The 24,609-nt window shown below is 65.2% G+C and carries 17 protein-coding genes; 4 read left to right on the top strand and 13 right to left on the bottom strand.

Annotation, left to right across the window (positions count from 1 at the left end; genetic code table 11):
- Positions 1–80: 80 nt before the first annotated feature.
- The 6 genes from WDM91_19300 to WDM91_19275 all read right to left on the bottom strand — a co-directional run bounded on the left by WDM91_19300 (position 81) and on the right by WDM91_19275 (position 9,024).
- Entirely contained in the window at positions 81–1,193 is a 1,113-nt protein-coding gene (locus WDM91_19300) for an NADH:flavin oxidoreductase/NADH oxidase (GenBank protein MEI9996754.1), read from the bottom strand.
- Entirely contained in the window at positions 1,190–3,397 is a 2,208-nt protein-coding gene (locus WDM91_19295; protein ID MEI9996753.1) for a molybdopterin cofactor-binding domain-containing protein, read from the bottom strand. The genes WDM91_19300 and WDM91_19295 overlap by 4 nt, the downstream gene beginning before the upstream one ends.
- The gene (locus tag WDM91_19290; protein MEI9996752.1) at positions 3,388–4,320 is read right to left on the bottom strand and encodes an AraC family transcriptional regulator; all 933 of its coding nucleotides are present in this window, start codon (positions 4,318–4,320) and stop codon (positions 3,388–3,390) included. The genes WDM91_19295 and WDM91_19290 overlap by 10 nt, the downstream gene beginning before the upstream one ends.
- 1 nt (position 4,321) lies before the next feature.
- Entirely contained in the window at positions 4,322–5,155 is an 834-nt protein-coding gene (locus tag WDM91_19285) for an AraC family transcriptional regulator (GenBank protein ID MEI9996751.1), read from the bottom strand.
- Positions 5,156–5,272: 117 nt separating this feature from the next.
- Positions 5,273–8,134 carry a winged helix-turn-helix domain-containing protein gene (locus WDM91_19280; GenBank protein MEI9996750.1) on the bottom strand — a complete coding sequence of 954 codons (2,862 nt, stop codon included), beginning with the start codon at positions 8,132–8,134 and terminating at the stop codon, positions 5,273–5,275.
- 242 nt (positions 8,135–8,376) lie between these two features.
- Positions 8,377–9,024, bottom strand: a complete 648-nt coding sequence (locus WDM91_19275) for a sensor histidine kinase (GenBank protein ID MEI9996749.1) — start codon at positions 9,022–9,024, stop codon at positions 8,377–8,379.
- Between the two features lie 104 nt (positions 9,025–9,128).
- Between WDM91_19275 and WDM91_19270 the strand changes: the two genes are divergently transcribed.
- Positions 9,129–12,185: a winged helix-turn-helix domain-containing protein gene (locus WDM91_19270; GenBank protein ID MEI9996748.1), complete on the top strand. Its 3,057-nt coding sequence runs from the start codon at positions 9,129–9,131 to the stop codon at positions 12,183–12,185.
- Positions 12,186–12,210: 25 nt separating this feature from the next.
- Here WDM91_19270 and WDM91_19265 read toward each other — a convergent pair whose 3' ends face one another.
- Entirely contained in the window at positions 12,211–13,167 is a 957-nt protein-coding gene (locus WDM91_19265; GenBank protein MEI9996747.1) for a hypothetical protein, read from the bottom strand.
- Positions 13,168–13,220: 53 nt separating this feature from the next.
- On the opposite strand from WDM91_19265, the gene WDM91_19260 reads away from it, so the two are divergent.
- Complete coding sequence (locus WDM91_19260) at positions 13,221–14,228, top strand: AraC family transcriptional regulator (GenBank protein ID MEI9996746.1); 1,008 nt, start codon at positions 13,221–13,223, stop codon at positions 14,226–14,228.
- 187 nt (positions 14,229–14,415) lie between these two features.
- On the opposite strand, the gene WDM91_19255 is transcribed toward WDM91_19260, so the two are convergent.
- The 5 genes from WDM91_19255 to WDM91_19235 form a co-directional block, all read right to left on the bottom strand.
- Entirely contained in the window at positions 14,416–16,017 is a 1,602-nt protein-coding gene (locus tag WDM91_19255) for a CoA transferase (protein ID MEI9996745.1), read from the bottom strand.
- A 94-nt stretch (positions 16,018–16,111) separates the two neighbouring features.
- Entirely contained in the window at positions 16,112–17,644 is a 1,533-nt protein-coding gene (locus tag WDM91_19250) for a carbohydrate porin (GenBank protein MEI9996744.1), read from the bottom strand.
- 5 nt (positions 17,645–17,649) lie between these two features.
- Entirely contained in the window at positions 17,650–18,477 is an 828-nt protein-coding gene (locus WDM91_19245; GenBank protein ID MEI9996743.1) for a hypothetical protein, read from the bottom strand.
- 1 nt (position 18,478) lies between these two features.
- Positions 18,479–19,927: a CoA transferase gene (locus tag WDM91_19240; GenBank protein MEI9996742.1), complete on the bottom strand. Its 1,449-nt coding sequence runs from the start codon at positions 19,925–19,927 to the stop codon at positions 18,479–18,481.
- 4 nt (positions 19,928–19,931) lie between these two features.
- Positions 19,932–20,189, bottom strand: a complete 258-nt coding sequence (locus WDM91_19235; GenBank protein ID MEI9996741.1) for a hypothetical protein — start codon at positions 20,187–20,189, stop codon at positions 19,932–19,934.
- Positions 20,190–20,436: 247 nt separating this feature from the next.
- Between WDM91_19235 and WDM91_19230 the strand changes: the two genes are divergently transcribed.
- Together WDM91_19230 and WDM91_19225 are read left to right on the top strand one after the other, a co-directional pair.
- Complete coding sequence (locus WDM91_19230; protein ID MEI9996740.1) at positions 20,437–21,303, top strand: AraC family transcriptional regulator; 867 nt, start codon at positions 20,437–20,439, stop codon at positions 21,301–21,303.
- Positions 21,304–21,446: 143 nt separating this feature from the next.
- Positions 21,447–22,466 (top strand): helix-turn-helix domain-containing protein, encoded by a 1,020-nt coding sequence (locus WDM91_19225; protein MEI9996739.1) that lies wholly within the window; start codon positions 21,447–21,449, stop codon positions 22,464–22,466.
- 63 nt (positions 22,467–22,529) lie between these two features.
- On the opposite strand, the gene WDM91_19220 is transcribed toward WDM91_19225, so the two are convergent.
- Entirely contained in the window at positions 22,530–24,605 is a 2,076-nt protein-coding gene (locus WDM91_19220) for a prolyl oligopeptidase family serine peptidase (GenBank protein ID MEI9996738.1), read from the bottom strand.
- Positions 24,606–24,609: the final 4 nt, after the last annotated feature.

Raw genomic sequence — 24,609 nt, 5'->3', positions numbered from 1 at the left:
CAGGCTCAGCTGTCGACCAGTCTACACGGGATACGGCACGCGGATTGGACGAAGCCGCTGCCCTTTAACGTTCCGACACGCTAACGGGAACCGGAAACGCCTTCGCCGAACAGACCGCTCTGGCCGTGGGGCCGGGCGCGCCAATACTGCGGCGGAGCCTGCACCGTGCCGCCGAGCTCCGCCGCGGCATGCCAGGCCCAGCGCGGGTCGTAGAGCATGGCCCGCGCCAGCGCGACGAGATCGGCCTTGCCGCTGGCGATGATCTCTTCGGCCTGGCGCGCGCCGGTGATGAGCCCGATCGCGATGGTTTCGACATTCGCGCCCACCTTGATGCCTTCCGAAAACGGCGTCTGGTAGCCGGGGCCTTCGACGATCTTCTGAAGCGGCGAGATGCCGGCGGACGAGGCCGTGACCCAATCCACGCCCCGCGCCTTCAGCGCCTTGGCATATTCGACGGATTGCACGAGGTCCCAGCCGCCTTCCATCCAGTCGCTGGTCGAGACTTTCACGCCGATGGGCTTGGCGGGCGGGAACGCTGCACGCACCGTTTCGAATATCTCGAGCGGAAAGCGCATGCGGTTCTCCAGCGATCCGCCATAGTCGTCGTTGCGGCGGTTGGCGATGGGCGAGAGGAACTCATGGATGAGATAGCCATGTGCGCCGTGGATCTCAATTGCGTCGATGCCGAGACGTTCGGCACGCTGCGCGGCCTCGGCAAATGCCAGACGGACGCGGCGCATGCCGTCGGCGTCGAGCGCCGCCGGGGCCCTCTCTCCGTCCTTGTGCGGAACCGCGGACGGCGCCGGCGTGGTCCATCCTCCCGACGAGAGCGGCAATTGCTGTCCGCCCTCCCATGGCACGCGGCACGAGCCTTTGCGCCCGGCATGGGCAAGCTGCAGTGTCACGGCGATCCCGGAATGCTTGCGAATGGCGGCGAGCGCCGGGCGGAAGGAATCCTCGGTCTCATCGTCCCACAGGCCGAGGTCGCCGGGTGTTATGCGCCCCTCGGGCACCACCGCCGTCCCCTCGATGCACAGCATGCCGGCGCCGGAGAAGGAGAGGCCGCCCAGATGGACCAGATGCCACTCGTTCATCGCGCCGTTCTTGGCGGAGTATTGGCACATCGGCGCCACCACGATCCTGTTGGGCAGCGTGAGGCCGCGCAGCTTTAGGGGCGAGAACAGTGGGCTCATGGGGACCTCGTGATTGCGATTTCCTTCGGGTCGATGGGCATGCGGGTGAGTTGCTTGCCGGTGGCCGCATAGACGGCATTGGCAACGGCCGGCTGCACGACGACCGTGCCCGGCTCGCCGATGCCGCCAGGCGCCTCCTCACTGGGCATGAGGTACACCTCGATCTTCGGAATCTCGTCTATCCGCAGCACGCGATAGTCGTTGAAGTTGCCCTGCTGCACGCGGCCTTTCTCGATCGTGATCTGTCCGTGGAGTATGGCGCTGAGGCCGAAGATCATGCCGCCCTGCACCTGCGCCAAGACGCCATCGGGATTGACGATCGTGCCGCAATCGACGGCGCAGACGATGCGTTTGAGCCGGACCTCCCCGTCATCGGTCACCGCGACGTCGGCGACCGCCGCGAGATAGCTGCCGAACGCCGACAGCATCGCGATGCCGCGACCGAACCGCCCGCCGCCGGGAACGGCGCGGGGCAGGGTCGTCCATTCCGCCTTCGCCGCGGCATGATCAAGCGCCGCGAGGGCGCGGCGGTTCTTCGCCAGCATCCGCTGCCGCAGGACGAGCGGATCGATTCCGTGTTGCCGCGCCAGCTTGTCGATGAAGCATTCCGCCGAGAAGATGTTGCTGTTCGGCCCGACGCCGCGCCAGAAACTGGTCGGCACCGGCGCCAGCTCGTGCCGGGTGAACTCGACCTGCAGATGCGGAAAGTCGTAAGGTTGATCGACTGCGCCGTCGACGCCATCCAGATCGACGCCTTTGACGAAGGCCGGCGGGAGATAGCGCGCCAGGATCGCCGGACCGACCACGCGATGACGCCAGGCCGTTATGCGGCCGCCTTCGAGCTTTGCCGACATGCGGTCGTGATAGACCGGCCGGTACATCTCCTGCTGGATATCCTCCTCGCGCGACCACACGACCTTGACCGGCCCGTCGACATGCCGGGCGATGCGGACGGCCTTGCCGATGCCGTCGACTTCCAGCCGCCGGCCGAAGCCGCCGCCGATCAGGTGATTGTGGATGACGATCTGCTCGGCACGCAGGCCGCTCTCCTTGACCGCGATGGCCTGTGCCTTTCCCATCGCCTGGGTGCCGACCCAGATTTCGCAAGCGTCCTTGCGCAGGTGTACGGTGCAGTTCATCGGCTCCATGGCGGCGTGCGCCAGGAAAGGCAGCTCGTAGTCGCCTTCGATCACCGTTCCACTGCGCAATTGCCCGATCGCATCACCGGTCTTCTGCGCCACGACGCCTTCGCGGCCGGCGGCCTCTCCCAAGCCGCGCCAGATGTCGGCTTGCGAAAGGTTGCCATGCGCACCGTCCCATTCGACCACCAGCGCCTCGAGGCCCAACTTCGCCGCCCACGTGTGGTCGCCGACGACCGCGACCAGATCGTCGAGCACGATGATTTGGCGGACGCCCTGTACCGCGCGTGCCGCCCGATCATCGACATGCGCAACCCGGCCGCCGAATACCGGGCTGGACGCAAGCGTCGCGAATTTGACGCCGGGCGGCATGGCGTCGATGCCATAGACGGCCGTGCCGTTCACCTTGGCCGGCGTATCGAGCCGCTTCAGCGAACGGCCCACCAGCTTGAAGGTTTTCGGATCCTTGAGCTTCGGATTGACCGGCGGCGGGATCAGCGCGGCATGGGCTGCAAGCGAGCCATATGTCGCCGAACGCTTGGTCGGATCGTGGAAAACCGTTCCATCGGCGGTACGGCAGCTCGCCGGATCGACGCGCCACATCGCGGCTGCCGCGCCGACCAGCATGGCGCGGGCGCTGGCGCCGGCCTTGCGCAACGGCATCCACCAGCCGCGGATCGTCGTCGAACCGCCCGTCATTTGGATGCCGTATATGGGATTGCCGTAGTATTTCTGGTCGGGCGGCGCGGCTTCGAGCTGCACGCGCGTCAGCGGAATGTCGAGCTCTTCCGCCAGGATCATCGGGACCGACGTGTAGGTGCCTTGCCCCATCTCGACCGACGGCATCACCAAAGTCACCATGTCGTCGGGCGCGATACGAATATAAGCGTTGGGCGCAAAGGCTTTTGCGCCGGTCGCGGCGCCGGCTGCGCCCGACAATTCGAACCCCAGGAGCAACGCGCCCGTGCCGCCGGCCTGCAGCACGAACCGACGCGACAACGCGCGCGGATCGTCCCGTGGCGCGTCCGCCGTCCCCTCCGTGTGTTTGCCGTCGCTTACGGACACACGGCCTCCTCTCCGGCGTGCCGCATCGCCGGATCGCCGAGCGCCGTTCGGCGCCAGGCTGCCGGCGTCGTGCCCGCACACTTCGAAAATACGCGCGTGAAATGGCTTTGATCGGTGAACCCGCAGCGTGTCGCGATGTCGTGAATCGGGATGCTTCGGACAGCCAGCAAGGCCTTCGCGCTGTCGATGCGCCGGCGCTGAAGCCACTGATAGGGCGCCAATCCCGTGGTCTCGCGGAAAGCCCTCGAAAAATGCGCGACGGAGATTCCGCATTCATCGGCGATCTCCTGCAACGACACCCCGCAGCTAAGACCGGCGGAAATCCGCTCCTTGGCGCGCCGTTCCTGCCAGGGCGCCAGGCCGCCGCGTCGAACGGCCTTGGGGACCGCGCCGCCATACGCCACCGCGAGATGGGTGCAGACCGCGTGCAGGATACTGTCCACGAACAGCGTCGAGGCTTCCGCCGGCGATTCCAGCGCCGGCAGCATCGCCAAGCCGAAATTCCGGATCGTATCGTCAGCCAGCGACTCACCCGGCGCGAATTGCAGGACCGGACGCGTGCGAAGGCCGGCATCCTCCGCCCAGCGGCGCAAGCCGGCCGAGGGAATGCGAAAATCGATGCGGTCCATGGGATGGGTGACGCGCCAGACGACCGGCACGCGCAGGTCTTCCATCGCGCTCTCGAGCGCCTGCCGCGGACGCGCGGTCTGTGTCCGTCCGTCGCGTATCGACTCCAAGGCAGGCGTGTTCCGCAGGTAGAGCTCGGCGCAGTCCGCGTCGACGCCATGCCAGCGGACTTCGCGGTCCGCGCCATCGCAACGGATGCGAACGGCGCGCAACGCTTCGTCCGAGTCCGGGCAGCCGGATTGAACCAGTGCCGCGACAATCCGGAAATCGAGCAGGGCCGATGCTTCGTCCGTCATGTCACTGCTCGCTCCATGCGCCGGGACTGACGCCCGCGAAACGCAAAAACACGCGGCAGAAATGACCCTGATCGGCAAAGCCGCAACGGAGCGCGATCTCCGCGAGCGGAAGCGAGCGGGCGCACAGGAATTCCTTTGCCCGCTCGACGCGCGCGACCATGAGCCAGCGATGCGGCGATTGTCCGGTCGACTTGCGGAACGCCCGCGTGAAATGACTATTCGACAGGCCACACGCCTTCGAGAGGAGTGCCAGCGAAGGCTTGGACTCCATGCGCGACAGCATCAGGTTCTTGACGGTGCGCAACTGCCAATCGGCCAGCGCACCGGCGACCGGGCGCCGCTCGGCCTTCGATTTGCCGTAGCGCTTCGCGACATGGGCACAGACCGCGTGAAGGATATCATCCAGAATGATCTCCCTTCCCGCGGCGGCACGGTCGTCGAGGTGCTTCATGGCCGTCGATCCGAGATGGCTCAGGACCGGGTCTGTCCGATCCGGACCCGCCAGTTCGTTGATGCAGGCGCCACCCTCCCTCTGCGAAGCCGCCGAAAGCGCCGCACGCGGCAGGTAGAATTGAAGCGAGCGGTGCAAATCCGGCGCCGCAGGGGCGCGACCGCTTCGCAGATCGAAGAAAGCCAGCTCGCCATTGTTGTCCGCCTCGGGATCGTCGCCCCGAAGCCCGACCGTCAGGAGATAGGCGTCGTCACAGCCGTGCGTTCCACGCGACGCTGGAGCGACCGGGGGCAAATCGATGACGGCGAGAATGCCCGAACCTCGCGTGCGGGTCAGGTGGACCTTCGAGCCTGATGGGGCGTGGAACTGGGCTGGTTCGGGCATGCCGGCAAACCAATGGATTGCCTGGAGATATTGGACCGGGCGCCCGGCCTTCGCGCGTTAAGTGTCGTTAGGCGGCGTTTTGTGCCCAAAGCCGGACCCTGTAATGTTCGCTCGGTTTCACCCTGGGCGAGCCGGAGACCGCAGCGCGGCGCGCGGATGGCTCACGCCGAGCGTTTCCAGCAGCGCAAAACATGCCTGGAAATCCGGCGTGTCGAATCCCTCGGTGATTTTGTCGGCAATGGGCTGCAGGATGCCGACGGCGTCGGACGGGCGGCCCTGGCCCAATCGCAGCCTTGCGAAGCTGACGGCAGTCCTGGCCTGCCACCCGAGCGTTGCCTGCGCGGACGCCTGCGCCATGGCGGCCTGAAACAGCGCCTCGGCCTCCTCCTGCGCGCCCGGACGGCCCGAGGCCAGGATCAATTCGGCCTTGACCCGCCGCAGCTCCGGAAGAACCACCTCGGTGGGATTTGCGCCCAGGATCGTGAGCGCCCCGTCGACGATCTCCATTCCGCCCGCGATGTCTCCGGTCGCGCCCAGCGCCGCCGGGACACGGCCGGCGATCGTCGAGAATTTCGCAATGAAATAGATCCGGTATTCCCGCTTCACGGCGCGCAGGGCTTCGGCGACGTCCCGGAAGCTCTTGCGTTCGCCCGCGATGATGCCGCGGACGAGCCCTACCTCGCCTTGCCGCATGGGGCTGTGGACATTGGCGGAGAATGCCGACATCCGGGCGATGGCGCCCTCCGCCGCTGCGAGGTCGCCCACCAGGATCGCCGTCTGCGCCAACCCTTCAAGCAGTGCCCAGCCCATCGTTATGCCGTGCTCCGTCGCCTCGGCCGCTTTCACGCCTTCAACGGCGTGCTGCAGCGCCTGCTCGGGGAAGCCCTGGAGCCAAAGCACCAGCGCCAGCAGCGTGCGCCCCGAGACGACCTGATCCAACTGGAACCGGATGACACCCGTCTGCTGGACGGGCGTAACGTGATAGGCAAGCAGCTGCTCCATCCGCTCACGCGATTCTTGCAGGTTGCCGAGCTGATAATGGGCAATGCTCAGCATGCGTTCGGCTGCGATTCTGTGCGCCACGGGCTGTTCGGTCGCGGCGAGCGCCTTGAACCGCTCGGCGAGCGCAAGAAGCTTCTGCGGTTGGCCCTTGAACAGAAGACACTGCCACTGGCCCCAGAGCGTCAACATGAGATGTTCGTTGTCGCCGAGCGCCGTCGCGAGCGACTCGATCCGGTCCCAGAGCGGCATGTCGTGGATCCCCGAATAGCTCTGCACGACGCCGAGCGTCGCCTTGAGCTTCATCTCCCGGCGCGCGTCCGGGAGCCTTGTCCGCGTCAGCGCTTCCAACATCGCCTCGGCGTATTTCCTGCCTTCGTACAACAACGAAAGGCGAAACCAGACGGCTGCCGAATTCCAGGTGACGTCGGTGGCAAGCTCGAGATCCAGGCCCGACGAAATCGCCCAATCGAGCACGGCGCGGACATCGTCCACGATCCGCGCGTAGCGCTCGACCCAGACCGCGCGCGGCTGGCCGATCCAGTCCGCTTCGCAGCCCTCGAGCCACCCCAGCACGAGTTGGGCGTGCCGGCGGCGCGTCGGGTGGTGTTCCGGCAGCTTCCCCAACCGTTCCAGGCCGAAGGCACGGGGGACGGCCAGCAGGCGGTAATATATCTCTCCGCCGCGATGGCCGATTTCGACAAGGGACTTCGCCGCCAGCTCCTGGAGACATTCCGTGACGGATGTCGCGTCGAGTCCGTCATGCGCCGCAACGGCGATGGCGGCATCCAAGGCAAACTCGCGCCTGAATACCGCGAGCCTGCGAAACAGCACCTGCTGCCCGGCGTCCAGACGCCGATGGCTCCAGTCGAGCATCGCTTGCAGCGTGCGGTGTCGCGCCTGCGCCGTCCGCTGGGCACTTGCCTCCAACAGCAGATGCCCGTCCAATTGTTGCGCAAGCGTTTTCGGGGGCACCGCTCCGACCCATGCTGCCGCCAATTCCAGCGCCAACGGAATGCCGTCCAACTGGCGGCAGATATCGGCGACATAGGGTGCATCGGCATCTTCCAAGCGAAAGGCTGCGCCGCTGGCTTCGGCGCGCTCGACGAAGAGCTGCACCGCGGGCGATTTCAAGGCTTCGTCGGCCGAGATGCGTGCGCCACCATCCGGCATATCGAGCGGCGCCAGTTTCTCGATCTGCTCGTCGTCCAATCCCAGCCGCTCGCGACTCGTGCACAGGATGTGCACATCGGCGACCCGGCCGAGGATCGCTCCCGCAAGCCGCGAGGCTTCGTCGAGGACATGCTCACAGCTGTCGAAGATGAGCAGCGTTCTGCGGTCGCGAAGGAGTTCCTGCACGCCAGGCAGTACGTCCGCCGTCATATCCGGGCTTCCCAATGACGTCGCCAGGACGCGCGATGCCTTCTCCGGGTCGTCGGCAAGACTCAGATCGACGAAGCAGATGCGATCGAAATCGTCCAACAGCCTGGTGGCGGCCGCGAGTGCCACGCTCGTCTTTCCGATGCCGCCGGTACCCGTCACGGTCACGAGGCGGTTCGCACGCGCGGATTCGGTGAGATGCGAAACGATCTCCTCGCGGCCAATCAATCGAGACAGCCGCGACGGGAGATTGTGAACGGCGCCGCCATACGGCGCGCGTCGGCCCGCTGCGCCGGATTCGGCGTGATCCCAGGTGACCGGCGCCACCAGGCAGTAGCCGCGGCCCGGCACATTCTCGATGTAGCGAACGTCGTCGCCCAGAACGCGACGCAGCCCGGCGATGTGGACGCGCAAGGCGCCCTCTTCGACCGTCATGTTCGGCCAGACACGCAAGATCAGATCGCGCCTGGAGACGATCTGGCCGGCGCCCTCCGCCAGGACGATCAGGATCTCCAGCGCGCGCGCGCCGATGCGCACCAGCTCGCCGTCTTTGCGCAAGGCGCGTTCCTGCGGCGACAGACGAAACGAGCCGAACGCCATCGTTGTCGGAGCCACAATCACCCCCTCAGGAATTCAGCGCCGGACCATCGCAACGGTCGTCTGCGATCGTCTGCCGGCGTGCTGCAGGCCCCTACGGTCCAACGGAATACGGGCGTGAGCATCAGCCCGAACGCCGTGGCCAACGCCGTCATCATGCTCGCGCCGGCAGCGTCGCTCTGGGACAATCGGCGCGGCTTTTGCACGATTCCGGTACCGCGGCGGCACGCCGGCACGGAAGTTCGTCACTGCGGAAAGTTGACCGCGACCACCGTGCCCGATGGGCTCGAGCGGATTTCGATCCGGCCGCTCAAGGCGCGCACGAGCATGTCGAGTATCCGCGATCCGGTCCCCGCCGTGCCGCCGGAGAACCCCACGCCGTCGTCGGACACGATGCAGTGCCAGACTTCCATGCGTTCGAAAAGATCGATGCGCACCTTGCCGCCGGCGGCGCCGGGGAATGCGTGTTTCGCGGCGTTGGTGACCAGCTCCGCGATCATCAATCCGACCGACTCGCATTTTGCGCTGGGCAGGGCGCCCTCACCGATGAACGCTTCGCAGCGGACGCCGAGCGGGGCGAGCATGGCATCGACCAGCCCCTCGCAGAGCGGCCGGACATAGTTCTCTACGGCGATCACCCCCATGCCGGGAGCCGTCGAAAAATGGCGATGCAGATTGCCGAAACCGACGATGCGGCGCTCATGCCCGCGAAGGATCGCCCGGACGTCCGGGTCGGTGACGGCGGACAGATCGCGCCGCAAGGCGCCGGCGAGCAGCGCGAGCGTGTTCGCCATGCGGTGATGGGCCTCGCGCAGCGCGAAGGACGAATCGGAATCGTCGTTGGCGGCATGGAGGATCGCATTCACCTGCTTGTCCGAAACGAGTTCCGCCATAGCACCAGCCTTCGACGCGACATGCGCGGACCCGCTCGCGTGGGGGAGGTCGAACGGGTCCGCGCTTTGAGGGCAAGTCCCTATGCCCGATCGCGAACCTAAGGATGTGGCGCCACCCGCGCTTGGACATTCGTCTCGCATTTGGATCGATCCAGCGGTCATACCGCCGATGCACGACATGGTTGCACTTCGGGCGGAAACCCGGCTGCCTCGCGCGAGGTCGGTCACGGATTCGTCGTGCGTCGGATCGAAGAATGGCGCTGATAGCCGCCGCTTCGCGATTTCGGCCAAAGACCGCTATGATGATAGCGGTACAAACCGTTCCTTGGGGCAACCCTGTGGCTGCTCTCCCCGACAAGATCATTTCATTCGAACAATTCGAATTCTTGCCGGGGCGCCGGCTGCTCATCGAACAAGGCGTCCCGCTGCCCCTGGGCGCCCGCGCCATTGCCATTCTCCAGGTTCTGCTGGAGCGGCCGGGCGACCTGGTGAAGAAGGAAACCCTTCTCGCGCAGGTCTGGCCCGATACGCTCGTGGGAGACGGCAGCCTGCGATACCACATCGCCGGCCTCAGACGAGAGTTGGGTGACGGACGATCGGGCCGCCGCTTTATCGTCAATGAAGCAGGAATGGGATACAGATTCGTAGCGCCGGTCTCGATCCGGCACGAGACATCCGCCCATGCGAACGCCTCTCGAAACACCTTCCACAACCTCCCGCCGCGCGAACTTCCCATCCTGGGCCGCGATCGGTTCATAGAGGAGCTGGTCGGGCTCCATCCGCTGCAGCGGCTCATGACGATCACCGGTATCGGCGGCATCGGCAAGACGACGGTCGCCACCGCCGTCGCGCGCCGGCTGACGGATCGTTATGCGGACGGCACGGTTTATGTCGATCTCGCGCCGCTGACCGACCTCAAACTGGTGCCCGTGACGCTGGCGTCGCTTCTGGGCGTGCAGATCGCGGCGCAGGACCCCACTTTGGATATCGTGGAATTCCTGCGCGACAAGCAAATGCTCCTGGTGATCGACAATTGCGAGCACCTGGTCGATACGGCTGCGCGGATGGCGGAGGCGGTGCTACGGGCCGCGCTCAACGTCTCCATCATCGCAACCAGTCGCGAGCCTCTGCGCATCCCCGGCGAGTATCTGCACCGGATGGTACCCCTCGACGTTCCGGGTAGTGAAAAGACCCGCCAGGAGATCTCGGCCTTCCCCTCGGTGCAGTTGTTTGTCGCGCGCGCCACCGCGAACGTCGCGCGCTTCGCGCCGGACGACGAGGAAATGCGCGCCGTCGCAGACATTTGCCGCCGGCTCGACGGGCTGCCGCTGCCGCTTGAACTCGCGGCCGCCGCGGTCGAGGCTTTCGGCGTGCGCGAGCTTGCCATCCGGTTGAACGACAGATTCTCCGTTCTCATTCATGGCCAGCGCACCGCGCTTCCCCGCCACCAGACGCTCCGAGCCATGATCGACTGGAGCTTCGAGGCGCTCTCGCCGGACGAGAGGACCGTCCTGGCGCGCGTCTCGATCTTCAGCGGCGAGATGAGCTACGCCGACGCGACGGCCGTCTGCGCGCTCGGGGGCATGAGCCAGAACGCGGTGTATACGCACCTGCTGTCCCTGGTGGCGAAGTCGCTCGTCACCGTGCATGTCCGCAACTCCGAGGCGAAATACCGCCTGCTCGAATCCGTTCGCGCCTATGCGCGGGAGAAGCTGAGAGCGTCGGGCGAATACAATACGTTGTCGCGTATCCTGGCGCGGCATTGCGACAAGGCCATCGTTGCGCGCGACGTGGCCTCGCGCACCAGCGGACGCATCGCCTATGCCAGCCAACTGGACGACCTTCGCCAATCGATCGCCTGGGCATTTTCCGATGGGAACGATATTGCGCTCGGCATCTCGCTCGCCGTCGTGAGCACGCCACTGATGCTCCTGCTCGGGCTGGAAATGGAGTGCACCAACACGCTCGAAATCGCGCTGGAGCACATCGACGACACGACACCGATGCGGAGCGTTACCGGCGTCTACGCCGCGCTTGGGTCCGTCATCATGTTTTCGACGGGAGACGGTCCGAGGCTGGTAAGGACATGGGGACACCTGCTCGATCTGGCCAAGCGCATCGACGACAGGCCGCTGAAGCTGAACGCGCTGTTTGGAATTCATGTCGGATACGCCTTTTCGGAGCGCATGGATCTTTCCCATATTCACGCGCGGCAGATGCTGGAGGAGGCGATCGAAGCCGGCGATGCCGGTGCGGCGGACATCGCCAGCACGATGCTGTCCAACACCCAGCAGTCCTGCGGCGACTCGGGAGCGGCGCTGGAGACCTTGGCGCTTCACGTAGCCCCCCGCGAGCTTTCCGTCGTGACGCGCGAGAGATTCATCTTCGATCCCACGGTCGTTCGGATGACAGGAAAGGCCCGCGCGCTTTGGATCGTCGGAAAGCTCGACCAGGCGCTGTTTTTCGCCCGCGCCGCGGTCGAGGAAGCGCTCGAAATTCGCCACGAGCCCTCGCTCGTCTATGCGCTCATCCAGGTTTCCTGCGCCGTGGCCATTGCGATCGGCGACTTCGAGACAGCGGAGCAGTTCGTCTCCTATACGCAGGACATCATCGGCGACAATCCGATGCGGCGCGATCTATGCACGCTCCATGAAGGGGCGTTCCTGTCGCGGCAAGGCCGCGTCGACGACGGCCTGAAGCTCATCGAGTCCTCGGTCGAAAGGCTCGGCAAATCGCTCAACAACATCATGCCGACCAAACCTTTCTTCGTCGCGGCGCTCGCCGAATCGCAATTTCGAGTCGGAAGATTCGATGATGCCGAGGAAACCGCGGACATGGGCCTGCAGACGTCGCGTGACGGCGGCGGAACATGGGTCGATCCCGAATATCTGCGGATCAAGGCGAATGCGATGATCGGACGGGCGAGGCCGGTCGCCGACGTCCAGGCGGTGCTCGAAGAGTCGCTCGCATTGTCCCGCCGGCAAGGCGCGCTCTTCTGGGAGCTTCGCGCGGCGACCGACTTGTCGCGTCTGTTCGCGCGACAGGCCCGGCTGCGCGAGGCGGACGGCCTGCTGAGCGTCGTTCTTGAGAAGTTTTCCGAAGGCTTCGATCGGCCGGACGTTCGAGAAGCGATCGAATTGCAGGCGCAGATCAGAGCCTGAGACGGGCCAGCCGACATGGCTTCCCTCAGCTGAAGACAAGTCTTCCGAAATCGAGGGAGACGAGCAGAGGTTCGGGCACTTTGCGCCGCGCCTCGTCATAGGCGTAGATTCGCCTTCTGGTGGGCATCATGATCCCTTGGACGTCGCGATAGCCGTCCGGGTAATTGGCGCCAGCCGCGCCACCCAGGATGTCCACGGTGTAGTCGTGGCGGCGCATGATGCCGTCCGGGCCGAAATGCACGATCTGAACCTTGGTGTGGCTCGCGATGCGGTTGGGGAACGTCACGCGCAGTCTTCGCCACGTCTCGCCGTTCTCGCACCATGGCTCGATTTCCTCGCTCTGGAAACCGGGATAGGTGTAGAGGAACGGCGAAGCGAGGTAGGTCCACAGCGCCTCGCTCGCGAAATAGGCAACGTGGAATTTGTCCCACGGCGTTTCGCGCCTGTGCCCGGCGAACGCGGCGCACGGATTGTTGCGCGCGGCGACGATCTTGCCGGTCAAATCTTCCAGTACCAACCGCCGCCCGGTGAACACGCTGCGGGTCTCGGTGCCTGCAAAAGGTGCGATCGTCAAACGCTGCTCGTGCGTATCGATCGTCACGCGCTTGTCGGCGAGCAGGCCCGGCTGCTGCTTGATGTGCCAAATCGCGCCGTCGATCGTGACCTCGGCTTCGAGCCTGTTGAAAGCGTTCCAGCGCCCAAGGCCCCCATGCGCGTTGACGGCAAATGCAAGCAGATCGTTCATCGGTTTTTCCGTCGCTCCCCAGAGCCCGGGGCCGCCGAGGCGCAGGGCGCCGGAGCCCCGCCGGTCGATCGCACCACCGGTCCCGAACGCAAGCGATCTGGCCGCGATGGCTGCCATCCGGCTGGCCTCCCGTACTTTGTCGGCAAGGACGCTACGGGCCTGTTCGCCTCCGGTCTTTGCAGCGATGGCTGCTTTTGCGCTTTCTGACCATTGCGGCGTGCGAAGGCCGGAGGGCATGATCGGGACGGCGCGGACGGGGCCTTCCTGGCGTCGGTCAGGACCAGAATTGCATGGGCGATAGCGGAGTTTCAGCGGGAGGCGGGTATCGGCACCCGGGCGACATCGCCGGCGCCTTCGGGCAAAATCTCGCCACCATCTTCCATCTTCGCGAGAGCGAGCAAATCGTTACACCCTGGCCGGGCAAAGACGCCTTCGCGGTGACACGGCTTCGCTCGGACACCGGCATCCCCGACCGGACGACCAGCGTGCCGAGCGAGCCGGCGCTTCACATCTCGGTCGCGATCCTGCCGGTCGAGCTGCGCAGCTATGAACTGTGGATCGACGACAAGGCGGTGCCTGTGCCGTACATACCCGCGTTTCACACAAGCGTCATGGACCTGCAGTCCAACCCGATTTGCTGGGTCGGCAGCGGTTTCGACTATGTCCACTTCCACGTTCCGCGTGCCGGGCTGGACGAGATCGCGCACGATCACGGCGTCGAGCCGATCGGGGATTACAGGTTCGTCATGTGCGAGAACGACATCGTGCTGGCGCAGCTCGCGCGTTTCATCCTGCCGCTCATAGGCTCGCGGGACTGGACGGAGTCGTTGTCGCTCGATCAGTTCAGCCTGATTCTCGGCGCGCATGTGCTGAAAACCTACGCCGGCCTTCGGGCGTGGCGGGCGGTTGCGCGAGGTGGGCTGGCACCCTGGCAGCAAAGGCGGGCGGCGGAGATGATTGGGGCAAACCTGGACGGGTCGATACGCCTTGCCCAGTTGGCGCAGGCGTGCGGGCTCTCGGTGAGCCATTTCGCCCGCTCGTTCAAGAAGAGCTTCGGAATGACGACGCATCGCTGGCTGATCGAACGGCGCATCGATCGCGCCAAGGGGCTTCTGATCGCGGCGAACCTGCCTCTCGCCGATGTCGCGATGCAAGCGGGTTTCTCCGATCAGGCCGCGTTCACGCGAAGCTTCCATAAGATTGTGGGAGACAGCCCCGGCCGATGGCGCCGCGCGGCTGCCCGGCGCTGGTTCTATGGTCCCTTCGAGAAGGCCGATGGCTCAACCGGGACGAAGTAAGTCCGCGCGCGGCCAGGCCGGCACCGGATCGTGCCGCGCGCCGGAATGGCGACACAAGTCCGTCACGGCAACGTCCATGTGGGGATAGAACGGCAGCGACATCGGAATATCGTGCGTCTCGGCCGGCCTCCGACCGCGAAGACGCCGATGTCAAAGAAATGGGAAGCGGGAACGTTGCGGCGGGTCGTCATGCGCGGCTCGCGATCACAAATTCCATCAATCGACGCGACGCGAGGCTGAGACCGCCACCGCCGTCGCCGCGGTCTTCGATCCCGTGTGACGAAATCAGGTTCCGCAATCCACCCTCTCGGGCCAGCCGCGAGCTGTAATGCGGCACCTCGGGCGGCGCATCGCCTGTCGTCCCGGTCCAACCGATCGTGTCCGGGTGGGAATTGGGAATCCCCGGCGCGCCATGCAGCATCGAAGGCGTATGGCTGAACGCGACGGCCGGCGCGAGCCTGGTGAAGGTGCCGTGCGGTGACGGCTGGTCCACGCCATGCTCCATCATGTCGCGCATCGTGAGCGGGGCATATTGTTCGGCCTCCCTCGGCTGCACGAACTCCGTCGCCATTGTGGCACAGCGCGACAATGCGGCCTCGACGTTCCAGAAGCCGCCCTTCACCTCCCGCTCGCTGAGCGCCGCGATCGTCCCGATCGCCCCGATATAGCCGGTGAGATAATCGTTGAGCAGGACCGAGATCACCGTGGGATCCGGCAGACCGTCGGAATTGGCATCCATCATGCCGCTGACCGACTGCGCGATCTGTTCAAAGCCGCGCCTGCCCTGCCAGGGCGTGCCGGCCGCACAGTAGGCGACGCTTGTGTAGACAAGGTTGGGATTGAGCGCCTGGAGCGATGCCCGATCGAAGCCGATATGGTCGAGCGCGCCGCGCCGCTGGCTGCTTATCAGCACGTCCGCGCCGGCGAGAAGCGCCGCGAGCCTGTGCTTGCCGAAACGGCTTTTGATGTCCAGCAGCATCGTCTTCTTGCCCCAGCCCGTATCGAGCCACAGGGCCATGACCAAGTCCGCAATCGGAGGCTGGATCTTGATGACCTCCGCGCCCTGCTCCGCCAGAAGCCGTCCGATCGTCGGTCCCGCGACAAGATTCGCCAGTTCGACGACCCGAACACCTTCGAGAGGGCGGTGCTTCGCTTTCCCGAGCTTTCGCCCATGGGCATTTCCCGAATGCTCAAGATCGACCATCGATCGCTTGACGGTGGCTGCGCCCTGAGGATGGCTCCGCCACTCCTGCGCAGTCCGCACGATTCCAGCCGGAAGATTCAGGACCGCGAGTTCGTCCTCAATCTGCCGGGCATCTTTCTTCTCCGCCGACGCCTGAATCGCCTTGGCGGAATTCTGACACCGGAAATAATCGAGCAGCCCATCGCGAAGATGCGGATGCAATCCGATTATCGTTATGTAGCGGCCGTCCTTCGTCCGGTATGTGCCATTGTCGGGACCGATCGGCCACGTATCCATCAACATGCCGTAGCCGTTGAGAAACTGCATCTGCCCGGAATTCAGGAGAAGACCGCAACGGCGCCGGTTCAGCGTCATCCTTTGGGCGGCCAGCCCACGCATGACGCCCAACCGCTCCACCACACAGCCATAGGCCGCCATGATGCCGGCAGCGTAGTCATGCGCTTTTATCGGGCTGCGGGTGTAGGAGAGTCCCGGCTCGACCGTCACTCTGCTCCAGTCCAGGACAAAGGGGAGCGCGCCGGCGACGGCATCGAACGCCTTGCGCTGCAATTGCCCGGGCGAATTTGGCTCCGGCTGAGAAGCCACACCTGGCTTCGCGGACGCTGTTTCCTTCCGAGGGGACTCGGGGCTGCGCCTTCCGGCTTTGAAGGAATTCCAAAATATCGGCATTCGCGGATTCCTAAAGCGCCAGGGTCAGCCGAAGGTCGAAGAGCTCGGCCGACTTCTGATCGAGCGCGACCTTCGCCGTGAGCGGATTCCATATGTGTTGATAGCCGGGGATCACGCGGATCGCCGGCGTCAATGCGAAATCGTAGAAGACTTCAACGCCCTGCTCGTTCTTCAGACCGGCAAGCCCGCCGCTGAGCCGCCCGACATCCGCCTTCAAATCGCTGCTGATCTCGTCGTAATAGTAGCCGACGCCGAAGCTGTCGTAGTTGCGCGTCGGGACGATGCCGTGCGCGAACAGCCCGATGCTCGCGTCGCGCGCGACGGTGTTGGTCCGTTCCGGCGCGAAACCGAAGCGTCCGACGACACCGACGCCGTCGATCACTTCGCCCGATTTGAGATCGGCAGCGACCTGCTCGGGCGTGTCGGTGACGTAGAGATACTGCGAAAAATTCCCGATGAAGAACCAGCTCCGGTTCTGGTAGTTGACCGGCAGTCCTGTCGAGGGCGCGACGCCGAGGAGATTGCCGATGGCCTGCGTGGCCTGTCCCGGCGTGATCGGTCCGTATGGATCGCGGTAGTCGTTCTGCAGCTGGTTGGACCAGTTGAACGCCGGTCCGAATTGACCGGGCAGGCCGTCGATCGCGTAGGAGACGATGGCCAGGCCGTAGAGGTTCACGCGATCGAACGCTTTTGAGGAGAAATTGCTGGAATCCGTATTGGGATCCAGCACGCCGCCGGCCAGCGTGAGCCAGGGCGCCGGCAGCCAGGCGGCCAATGCCGCATTGGCGGTCGGGTGATAGAAATTGACCGTCATCGGGTTCTTGTTGAAGTTGAAATTCGCGAAGTAGTACTTGTAGCTGTTGCCCATCAGCGTCTCGTCGGGGATGAAGACGTCGCTGATACGCCCCAGCACGAGAAAGAATTTCGGGCTGAGCGCCTGCAGCAGGAAATATTCCGACGGATAGGTGCGGTTGGTTTCGAGCGGGCCGGGCTCGACCAGGCCCGTATATTGTGGAAAGGCACTGCCGGCGTTGAAGCTACGCGTTGTGTCGGCGCCGTAGCGCGATTGCACCGTGACGTGGATCAGGCCGCCCGACCACAGCCCCGCCCGGCCGGTGTCGAGATTGATCGACAGCTGGGTGTTCTGGACGAAGGAGTCTCCGGTCGACAAACCGCCGCTCGTGACGTCCTGATAGGTGCTGGTGGAATAGAGGTCGATGAACAGGCCCTCATCGACGAGCCGCGAGCGCGCGCCGCCCCAATCGCCCGTCACTTGGGTCTGCCGCCAGAAATCGCCGGTCACCGTACCCGGCGTGCCGAACACGGGCCCATTGTTGAAGAACGGCAGCAGCGCCGGCGCCGCGTCGGCGATCGAAAGCTTCGCCGGCGCCGCTTCGACCTGGTGCAGGCTGGCGAGACCCTCCTCCGCTCTGGCGCCGTGGGCGACGAGGGCGGCAGCCACAAGGACGGTCGTGCCGAGCATCATCCGGAACGTCCTGTCGCGCATTTTGGCCTCGGCCGCGCACGCGTGCTTCTTCGTCATGATCATCACCCCGGAAGGAAGAACTGAACCTGGACCTGCAATTGCCATTTCGGCGCGAAGCTCGGCCGCTCGACATTGTTCAGGTATTGGACGCGCGCATTGATCGGCAGCGGACCGACGGTGAACAGGCGGCCGAAGCCGCCGCCGACCGGGACGGTCCATTGCTGTCCGCCCCGCGCCGTCCAATCCGCCGTCATGATGCCGGACGAGACGAGGTACCAGCCGTCGCTGAAATTTCGGAACACGAAGGGATTGAAGGTCATCTGATTGACCCGCGTTCCTCTCTGCGAACCCGCCCAGACATTGTCGGCGAGCACGCCGAACGTCCACGGACCCTGGAAGGTCAGCGCGGCAAAGGCCGGACCGGCGCCCCATTTGCTGACACCGAGCCGGCTGTCGGTTTCCGTCGGCAGATAGAACTTCACGCCGGCGCCCCAGAGGATTTCGCCGGGGTGAGCCGGCGAGAGATAGAAGGCCGGCTGCATGTTGCCGAGGCCGAACTGCGTGCCTTGGGACGGCGCAAGACCCGGCGCCGACACGATCGGCGTCACGAAGCGCGCAATCAGATTCCAGTCCTGATCGATGTGGAACGGCACCACCGGCTCGAACACAAGGATGTTCGCCGTTTTTCGTTCCGGTCCGTCGCTGAAGAACGTGTTGTTCTGGAACGGCACCGAAATGACGTTGGCGAGCGGATTCTGCGCGTCGTGGACGCTCGCGTTTCCGCCTGCAGCGTCCTCGGCCGCGGCGGCCGACGATCCCAAGACCATCGCGGCAAGGATCGCGCAACACGCGGCGCGGCGTCGAGATGCGGCCGTGAGCCTCTCGCGCATGTCAGTAGCCCAACCAGGCCGGTTCGGAGGCGCCGCGGACCGTCAAGGCCGGGCGACCCGGCACCTCCCAATAGGCGGGAGTCTTGGCATAGGCGATACCGGGTTCGAGCCGGACGACGGGTCCATAGGGACTGTCCAGACGCAGGCCTTGCGGCGGGATGACCTGGTGGCCGGGCTTTCGGATCGTTTCGCCGACATAGACCGGATCGAAGACGCCAAGCTCCGAATACCACATGGAGAACCGCGCCAGCGACGTGCGCACGTGATAGCTGCCGCCCTGCCTGGCGCGCAGGACCAGCGCCGCGAGCACGCCCATCGCGGTGAGATACCCGGCCAGGAAGTCGTTGAGGACGATGGTCGGCGGCAGCCGCGGACGGTCTCTCGAGCCTTCGAGCACCGTGTAGCCCGAGCAGCAATTCGCATCCATGTCGAAGCCGCCGCGGTCCGACCAGGGGCCTTCCCAGCCGAAGGCGCGCACCGAGGCGTAGATGATTCCGGGACGCAGACGCGCGAGATCTTCCGCCGAAAAGCCGCGGCGCGAGATCGAGCGGTGACGGAAATTCTCGACCACCACATCGGCCGACCCGAGCAGCTTTTTCGCGACCGCGACATGCTCGGGTTTTTCCAGATCCATCCATGTCGAGCGCGTGCCGACGGACGTATCCTGATAGAGGGCGTCGTAGTCGTATTCCGGCCGCGCCAGGTGCAGCACTTCGGCGCCCTGCTCCGCCAAGGTCCGCCCGACCACCATGCCGGCGATGACATGGGTGAAGGATGCCACCTTGAACCCGGACAACGGCCGTTGCGGGTTCACGAGCTTGGGCAGCTCCGGCGCGCTGTCGCCGATCTTGACGATTTCGATCAGCGGCACGCCGGCGAGGATGCGTCCCTGCGGGTGCTCGCGCCATTCCTGCGGCGTACGGCAGATCGAACCGATCATGCCGCGCGCGGCAGCGGCGTCTTCGAGGTCCTGTGCGTTCCACCGGGAAATCGCCTCGCGAACGCTCTTCTCGTTCAGATCGCAGCGCAGAAGGCTGATCCAGTCGGGGATCATCTTGGGATAGGCGGCGGTCGGCAGATAGTGGCGCCCGTCCTTGGTCGGATAAATCCCGAAGCCCATCGGATTGTAGGACGGCGCCACGAACAACGTCTGATAGGGATAGCCGTTGACCGTCGGATGGAAGAACGCCATCGGGTTGATGTGCGCCACCGCGCGGCGCAGATCGACCGACAGATCCTGGCCGTCGCCGCCGCGCATCCGGTAGAGGATCTGGGTCGCCGCCGCGGCTCCCATCATCCCCATCGCCATGATGGCGCCCAGGCGGTGATTGCTCGGGAGGATCGGATCCTCACCGGTGAAGGCGATCGCACCGCCGGTATCTTCGGGCTTCAGATGCACGACACCGAGCAGATCGGCGAACGCCCCGTCGATATCGAATTGCGCACTCATCTTGTCATCCTTCTTGTCGTCGCTCCCGGCGTCGACGGCTTTCCCACGTGTGTCGCCGCTTGCAGCGGCACCGGCGCGTTTCTTTCGCGAGGTCGAAAACAACGTCATCGTCACGACTCTCCAGCCGATAGGGGCGCCACATCGATGGCAGATGCATCGCATCGGTCGCGACCATGCTGTCGTCGGCATGAAGCGCGTTAGCCGCCGCGTGCCGCGGTTTGCGCGCGCGTGCTGCTTTGGCGCGACGTTCGATCACGCCCATGCCAGCGACAGCACACGGCTTCAAAAGACGGCGCGATACCGGATCGCAGGCGACGCGGAGCGCCAGCCATGGCAGCCATTTGCACAAATGTGCTGCGTTTGAAGGGTGAGGCGTCTTGCCGTCGCGGCAATTGCGGGCCTGTGCTATTCTTCGTCCATATGTTGTCTAGTCACGCCGGTCGCATGGGCCGCGGCGGAGGGGAGTTGCGGTGGCCTCGCCCAACTATTTCGAGCAGATCAGCAATACGATGGCCCTGGAGGCGCCGCCGGTCGTCGCGACCCGCCCGCTGGGTACGTCGCTCGTGCATTTCGCGCAGATGTCGTCCTTGCGGGACGATCACGGCATGTTGCCCACGCCGGTCGACGACGCCTTCCTGCTGACGGTGGAGATGATGGCGCTTCCCGCGGTCAATGTGTGGGTCAATGGCAGGCATCAACTCAAAAGCGCGCAGCCTGTCGGCAATTTCACGCTCGTGAACTTGAATGTCGAAACCGTGCTTGAGATGAACATGCCGTTCGACAGCGTGGAACTGTACATCCCGCGATCGGTGTTGAACTCCGTGGCGGCGGAGCAGGGCATTCCGGAGATCACCGCCCTCGACGTCGATTTTCTGACGTCGACCGAGGATCCCGTCGTATGCAGCTTGGCGCACTGCCTGCTGCCGGCGTTCGCCTCTCCCGAGCGTGCGAGCCGGCTTTTCATGGACCACGTCGCCATGGCGGCGTTGAGCCATCTGACCCAAAACTATGCCGGCTTTCCGGTGCCGCGCCGGGTGGCGCGCGGCGGGTTGGCGCCCTGGCAAGCCAAACGAGCCAAAGACATCCTCTCCGCTCACATCTGCGGCGACATCTCGATTGAAGAACTGGCAGGCCAATGCGGGCTTTCGCGCAGCCATTTCGCCCGGGCCTTCAGGAAATCGACCGGCAAGCCGCCGCACCGTTGGCTCATGGAATTGCGCCTCGCGCGGGCGCGCGACCTGTTGGTGAATTCCACTCTTTCGCTCGGAGAAATCGCCGAACGATGCGGCTTCGTCGACCAGAGCCATTTCACCCGCTCCTTTTCCGCAGCCATGGGCGTCGTGCCGAGCGCGTGGCGCCGACTGCGGCGGTCGTGATCGCACGCTCGAGCAAGCAGCCGGCACCGTGTCGCAGGACGCGGTTCGCCTGCGGCGTTTGCACATGCGTGCTCCAATCGGTCGCGTGAAGCGCCCTCGGCTCTGTTCCGGCGCCGGACGCAATCCTAAAGTCGTGGCAACCGGTGTCCTGCCACGAGCAGATTGGCCTGCGACATGGACGATGCCTGATTGCGGCGCCGGCGCGCCAGCCTGGGAGAATCTCTTTGCCAGGACGCGGACATCTGTGGCCTGCCGATACGGAAAAGAGCGACGGGGCACCCCCGACGCTGATCGCCCGCCCGTCGCGCGAAGCCGGGTTTTCGGTGACGCGAATGACGAACGAAGCCCAGGCGCCGGGCACGCTTGTGACCTCGCCCCGCGTCGACAGTTTCGGCTTGACCGTCTTTCTGGCGGACTACCCGGCCTTCGACCTGTCCGTCGACGGAAAAGCCATCCGCGCCGCGCCGGCACGGGTGGGAGAGTTCCACCTTCACGATCTCAACGCTGGAATCTTCGCCGATCTCCATCAGCCGCTCGACGTGCTGTTTTTCCATATTCCACGACAGGTCCTGAACACCGTATCCGAGGAATGCAGCCTGCCGCGCCTCGATGGATCGCCTATGATACCCGGTCTCGGCGTGCCGGACGCCGTCGTGCAGGACCTCGGCGCCAGCCTGCTGCCGTCGCTGCGGCGTATGCATGGCGCCCATCGCCTGTTCATGGACCATATCGGCACGGCGTTGCTCGTCCATCTGGCGCGGACCTATGGCAACGCCCGCACAAGACCGAGGGAATCGGAGAGCGAGTTGGCTCCCAGCCAGCTACGGCGCGCCGACGAGATGATGGTCGCGCGGCTGGACGGCGATATCACCCTGGAGGAATTGGCGAGCGAATGCGACATGCCGCGGCGGGACTTCGCGCGCGCGTTCAAAAAGATCACGGGTCGGCCGCCGCATCGATGGCTGCTCAAGCGCCGTGTCGAGCGGGCCCGCGACATGCTTCTCAACACCGACCTGGGGCTCGCCGAAATCGCCGTCGCGTCGGGGTTTGCCGATCGTAGACACTTCGTCCGCATTTTCGCGCGGGCAACAGGCACCGCACCGGCCGATTGGAGGCATCATTGTCGACCGTCGCGAAAGGACCATCCGCGGCCGGGCGTGTGAACTTCGAAAGACGCGTCACCCTGGGCCGTCTTGCGCGCGCACACCGCCCGCACCGGTCGCGGCCTAGTTCGACAAATGCTCCTGGAAATAGGCATCCGTCGCCCGGAACAGCGCGATCCACGATCCATATCGCGCCAGGTCGTGGATCTCGTTGGGTATCATGATCTCGTCATGCGCGATGTTGTGGCTGCGCAGATCCTCGATCAAATGGGACGCTTCCTCCGACGGCACGTTGCGGTCGTCGTCCGCCTGGACGATCAGCACCGGCGAATGCCACTGATCGATCGTCGCGACCGGCGAGGATGCGACGGCCTTCTGCGTCGCCGCGCCCGCGTCGACCGGCGCGCCGATGGCGGAAAGAAACGCCGCCCAATCGTAGAGGCCGGCATAGTCGACGCCCGCGGCGATCTCCTTGGAATCGCGCGCCAGGCCGAGCGCGGTCATGAGGCCGCCATAGCTCGCGCCGTAGATCCCGATCCGCCTGGCATCGACATCCGTCCGGGATTTCAGATAGGTCACGGCGCCGAGGAGATCGTTCAGCTCGCTGCCGCCATCCGGTCCGAAATCTTTCGGCTCGCGATAGTTCAGGCCATAGCCGATGCCGCCGCGATAGTTGACCGAGAGGACGATGTAGCCCTCCGAGGCAAGATACTGGTTCATCGCATAGGTCCAGTTGTAGGCGCCCATCGGGTGGAAGCCGAGATATATCTGGCGCTGCGGCCCGCCGTGGAAAAACAGGATCGCGGGATGGCTTGCCGCGCCGTCCTTGGGCACGAAGAGCTGAGCGTGGGCTTGCTGGCCATCCTTGGCCGTGAAGACGACCGCCTGCGGCGTCACGAGCTGCGCCGACGGGAAGGACGCACCGACGGCATCGGGGGCAAGCGGTTGCCAGCGCCCATCGGACAGAACGACCGGACGGAGCGGTACGGTCGCTTCGCTGCGCAAGGCGAAGGCGGTGCCGTCGGCGGCGAGCTCAGGATAGTCCTCGATCGCAGCATCGGCCGCCAGTCGCGCCGCCGCACCGCTCTGCACATCGAAGGACCAGACATGGATTCCGTCGATGTCGTCCTGGTTGGAGGATACGAGGAGGTGCCGCCGGTCGGAGCCGAACCCCATATGCGCGACTTCGAACGCGCCGGATGTGAGCGGCCGGACGTCGCCGCCCCGCGCACCGACCGAATAGAGCTGCACCCAGCCGGTCTTCTCCCAGGGAAAGACGAGCCGATTGTCCGCCGTCCACAAAAGGTTTTGCGTGGAGAGGGTCGGGCGAAACGCGCTTCCCACGCCCGCGTCGGCGAGGAAAATGCGACGGCCGGCGCCGGTCACCGTGTCCGCGACCCAGATCGACCAGGGCTGGCCGACGCGCCGGCTCACGAATTCGAGACTCTTCTCGGACGGAACGCGAATGAAGGCGAGTTGCGATCCATCCGGCGAGAACGCCGCCGATGCGTCGTGATCGAGGCTGGGACTCATCCAGGCGATCGTCTTGGCGACGGTATCGTAGACGCCGATGAGGGTATGGCTGCCGCGATGGCTCGAGAAGGCAAATCGCCTCCCGTCCGGCGACCATGTCACGGACGACAAACTCCACTTGTCGACGACCAGCGGCTGGGGCGGCGCCTTGCCGTCGACCGGCGCGGCCAGGATCGTGGTCCGGTCGGCAAAGATCACGCGGCCGCCATCGGGCGCGAAGCTGGGCGCGTGGCCGCCGGCGATCTTGCGGGCGGTGCCGCCGGCCACCGGTACGATCCAAACGTCGCGACCCGACGGGCCGTCGGGCGAATTGTTGACGTTTGCCGGCGACGGATCCTCCAGCGTTTCGGCGCGCGTGAAGGCGATCCATTTGCGGTCGGGCGACCACGCGATCTCGCCGATATCGACGCCATCCTGCGCGAAGCTCGTGATCGCGTGCGCGCGGCCGGTCGGGCTTGCGGGATCGGCGATCCAGACATTGCGGACGCCCTTGGTGTCGAACACCCAGGCAACGGCGCGGCCGCTCGGGGCCACCGTCAGATCGGACGGATAAGGGGCCTCCATCACCTGCTCGATCGTGAATTGCGCCGGATGGGCGGCGGCGGCGAAAGCGGTCGCGAGGCTCAGCGCCGCGCCGAGAAGATAGGTCCTGGCATTGAACATCATCGTC

The organism is Rhizomicrobium sp. (genome assembly GCA_037200385.1).
Taxonomy (GTDB): domain Bacteria; phylum Pseudomonadota; class Alphaproteobacteria; order Micropepsales; family Micropepsaceae; genus Rhizomicrobium.
The sequence above is the reverse complement of the archived record's forward strand: the minus strand, read 5'-3'. Positions and strand labels throughout refer to the sequence as shown.

Bases quoted from the DNA above. Each gene is read 5' to 3' on its own strand.
- WDM91_19300 (MEI9996754.1), bottom strand. From the start codon at position 1,193: ATGAGCCCACTGTTCTCGCCCCTAAAGCTGCGCGGCCTCACGCTGCCC.
- WDM91_19290 (MEI9996752.1), bottom strand. From the start codon at position 4,320: ATGACGGACGAAGCATCGGCCCTGCTCGATTTCCGGATTGTCGCGGCA.
- WDM91_19285 (MEI9996751.1), bottom strand. From the start codon at position 5,155: ATGCCCGAACCAGCCCAGTTCCACGCCCCATCAGGCTCGAAGGTCCAC.
- WDM91_19280 (MEI9996750.1), bottom strand. From the start codon at position 8,134: ATGGCGTTCGGCTCGTTTCGTCTGTCGCCGCAGGAACGCGCCTTGCGC.
- WDM91_19275 (MEI9996749.1), bottom strand. From the start codon at position 9,024: ATGGCGGAACTCGTTTCGGACAAGCAGGTGAATGCGATCCTCCATGCC.
- WDM91_19270 (MEI9996748.1), top strand. From the start codon at position 9,129: ATGTGGCGCCACCCGCGCTTGGACATTCGTCTCGCATTTGGATCGATC.
- WDM91_19265 (MEI9996747.1), bottom strand. From the start codon at position 13,167: ATGCCCTCCGGCCTTCGCACGCCGCAATGGTCAGAAAGCGCAAAAGCA.
- WDM91_19260 (MEI9996746.1), top strand. From the start codon at position 13,221: ATGGGCGATAGCGGAGTTTCAGCGGGAGGCGGGTATCGGCACCCGGGC.
- WDM91_19250 (MEI9996744.1), bottom strand. From the start codon at position 17,644: ATGACGAAGAAGCACGCGTGCGCGGCCGAGGCCAAAATGCGCGACAGG.
- WDM91_19245 (MEI9996743.1), bottom strand. From the start codon at position 18,477: ATGCGCGAGAGGCTCACGGCCGCATCTCGACGCCGCGCCGCGTGTTGC.
- WDM91_19240 (MEI9996742.1), bottom strand. From the start codon at position 19,927: ATGAGTGCGCAATTCGATATCGACGGGGCGTTCGCCGATCTGCTCGGT.
- WDM91_19235 (MEI9996741.1), bottom strand. From the start codon at position 20,189: ATGGGCGTGATCGAACGTCGCGCCAAAGCAGCACGCGCGCGCAAACCG.
- WDM91_19230 (MEI9996740.1), top strand. From the start codon at position 20,437: ATGGCCCTGGAGGCGCCGCCGGTCGTCGCGACCCGCCCGCTGGGTACG.
- WDM91_19220 (MEI9996738.1), bottom strand. From the start codon at position 24,605: ATGATGTTCAATGCCAGGACCTATCTTCTCGGCGCGGCGCTGAGCCTC.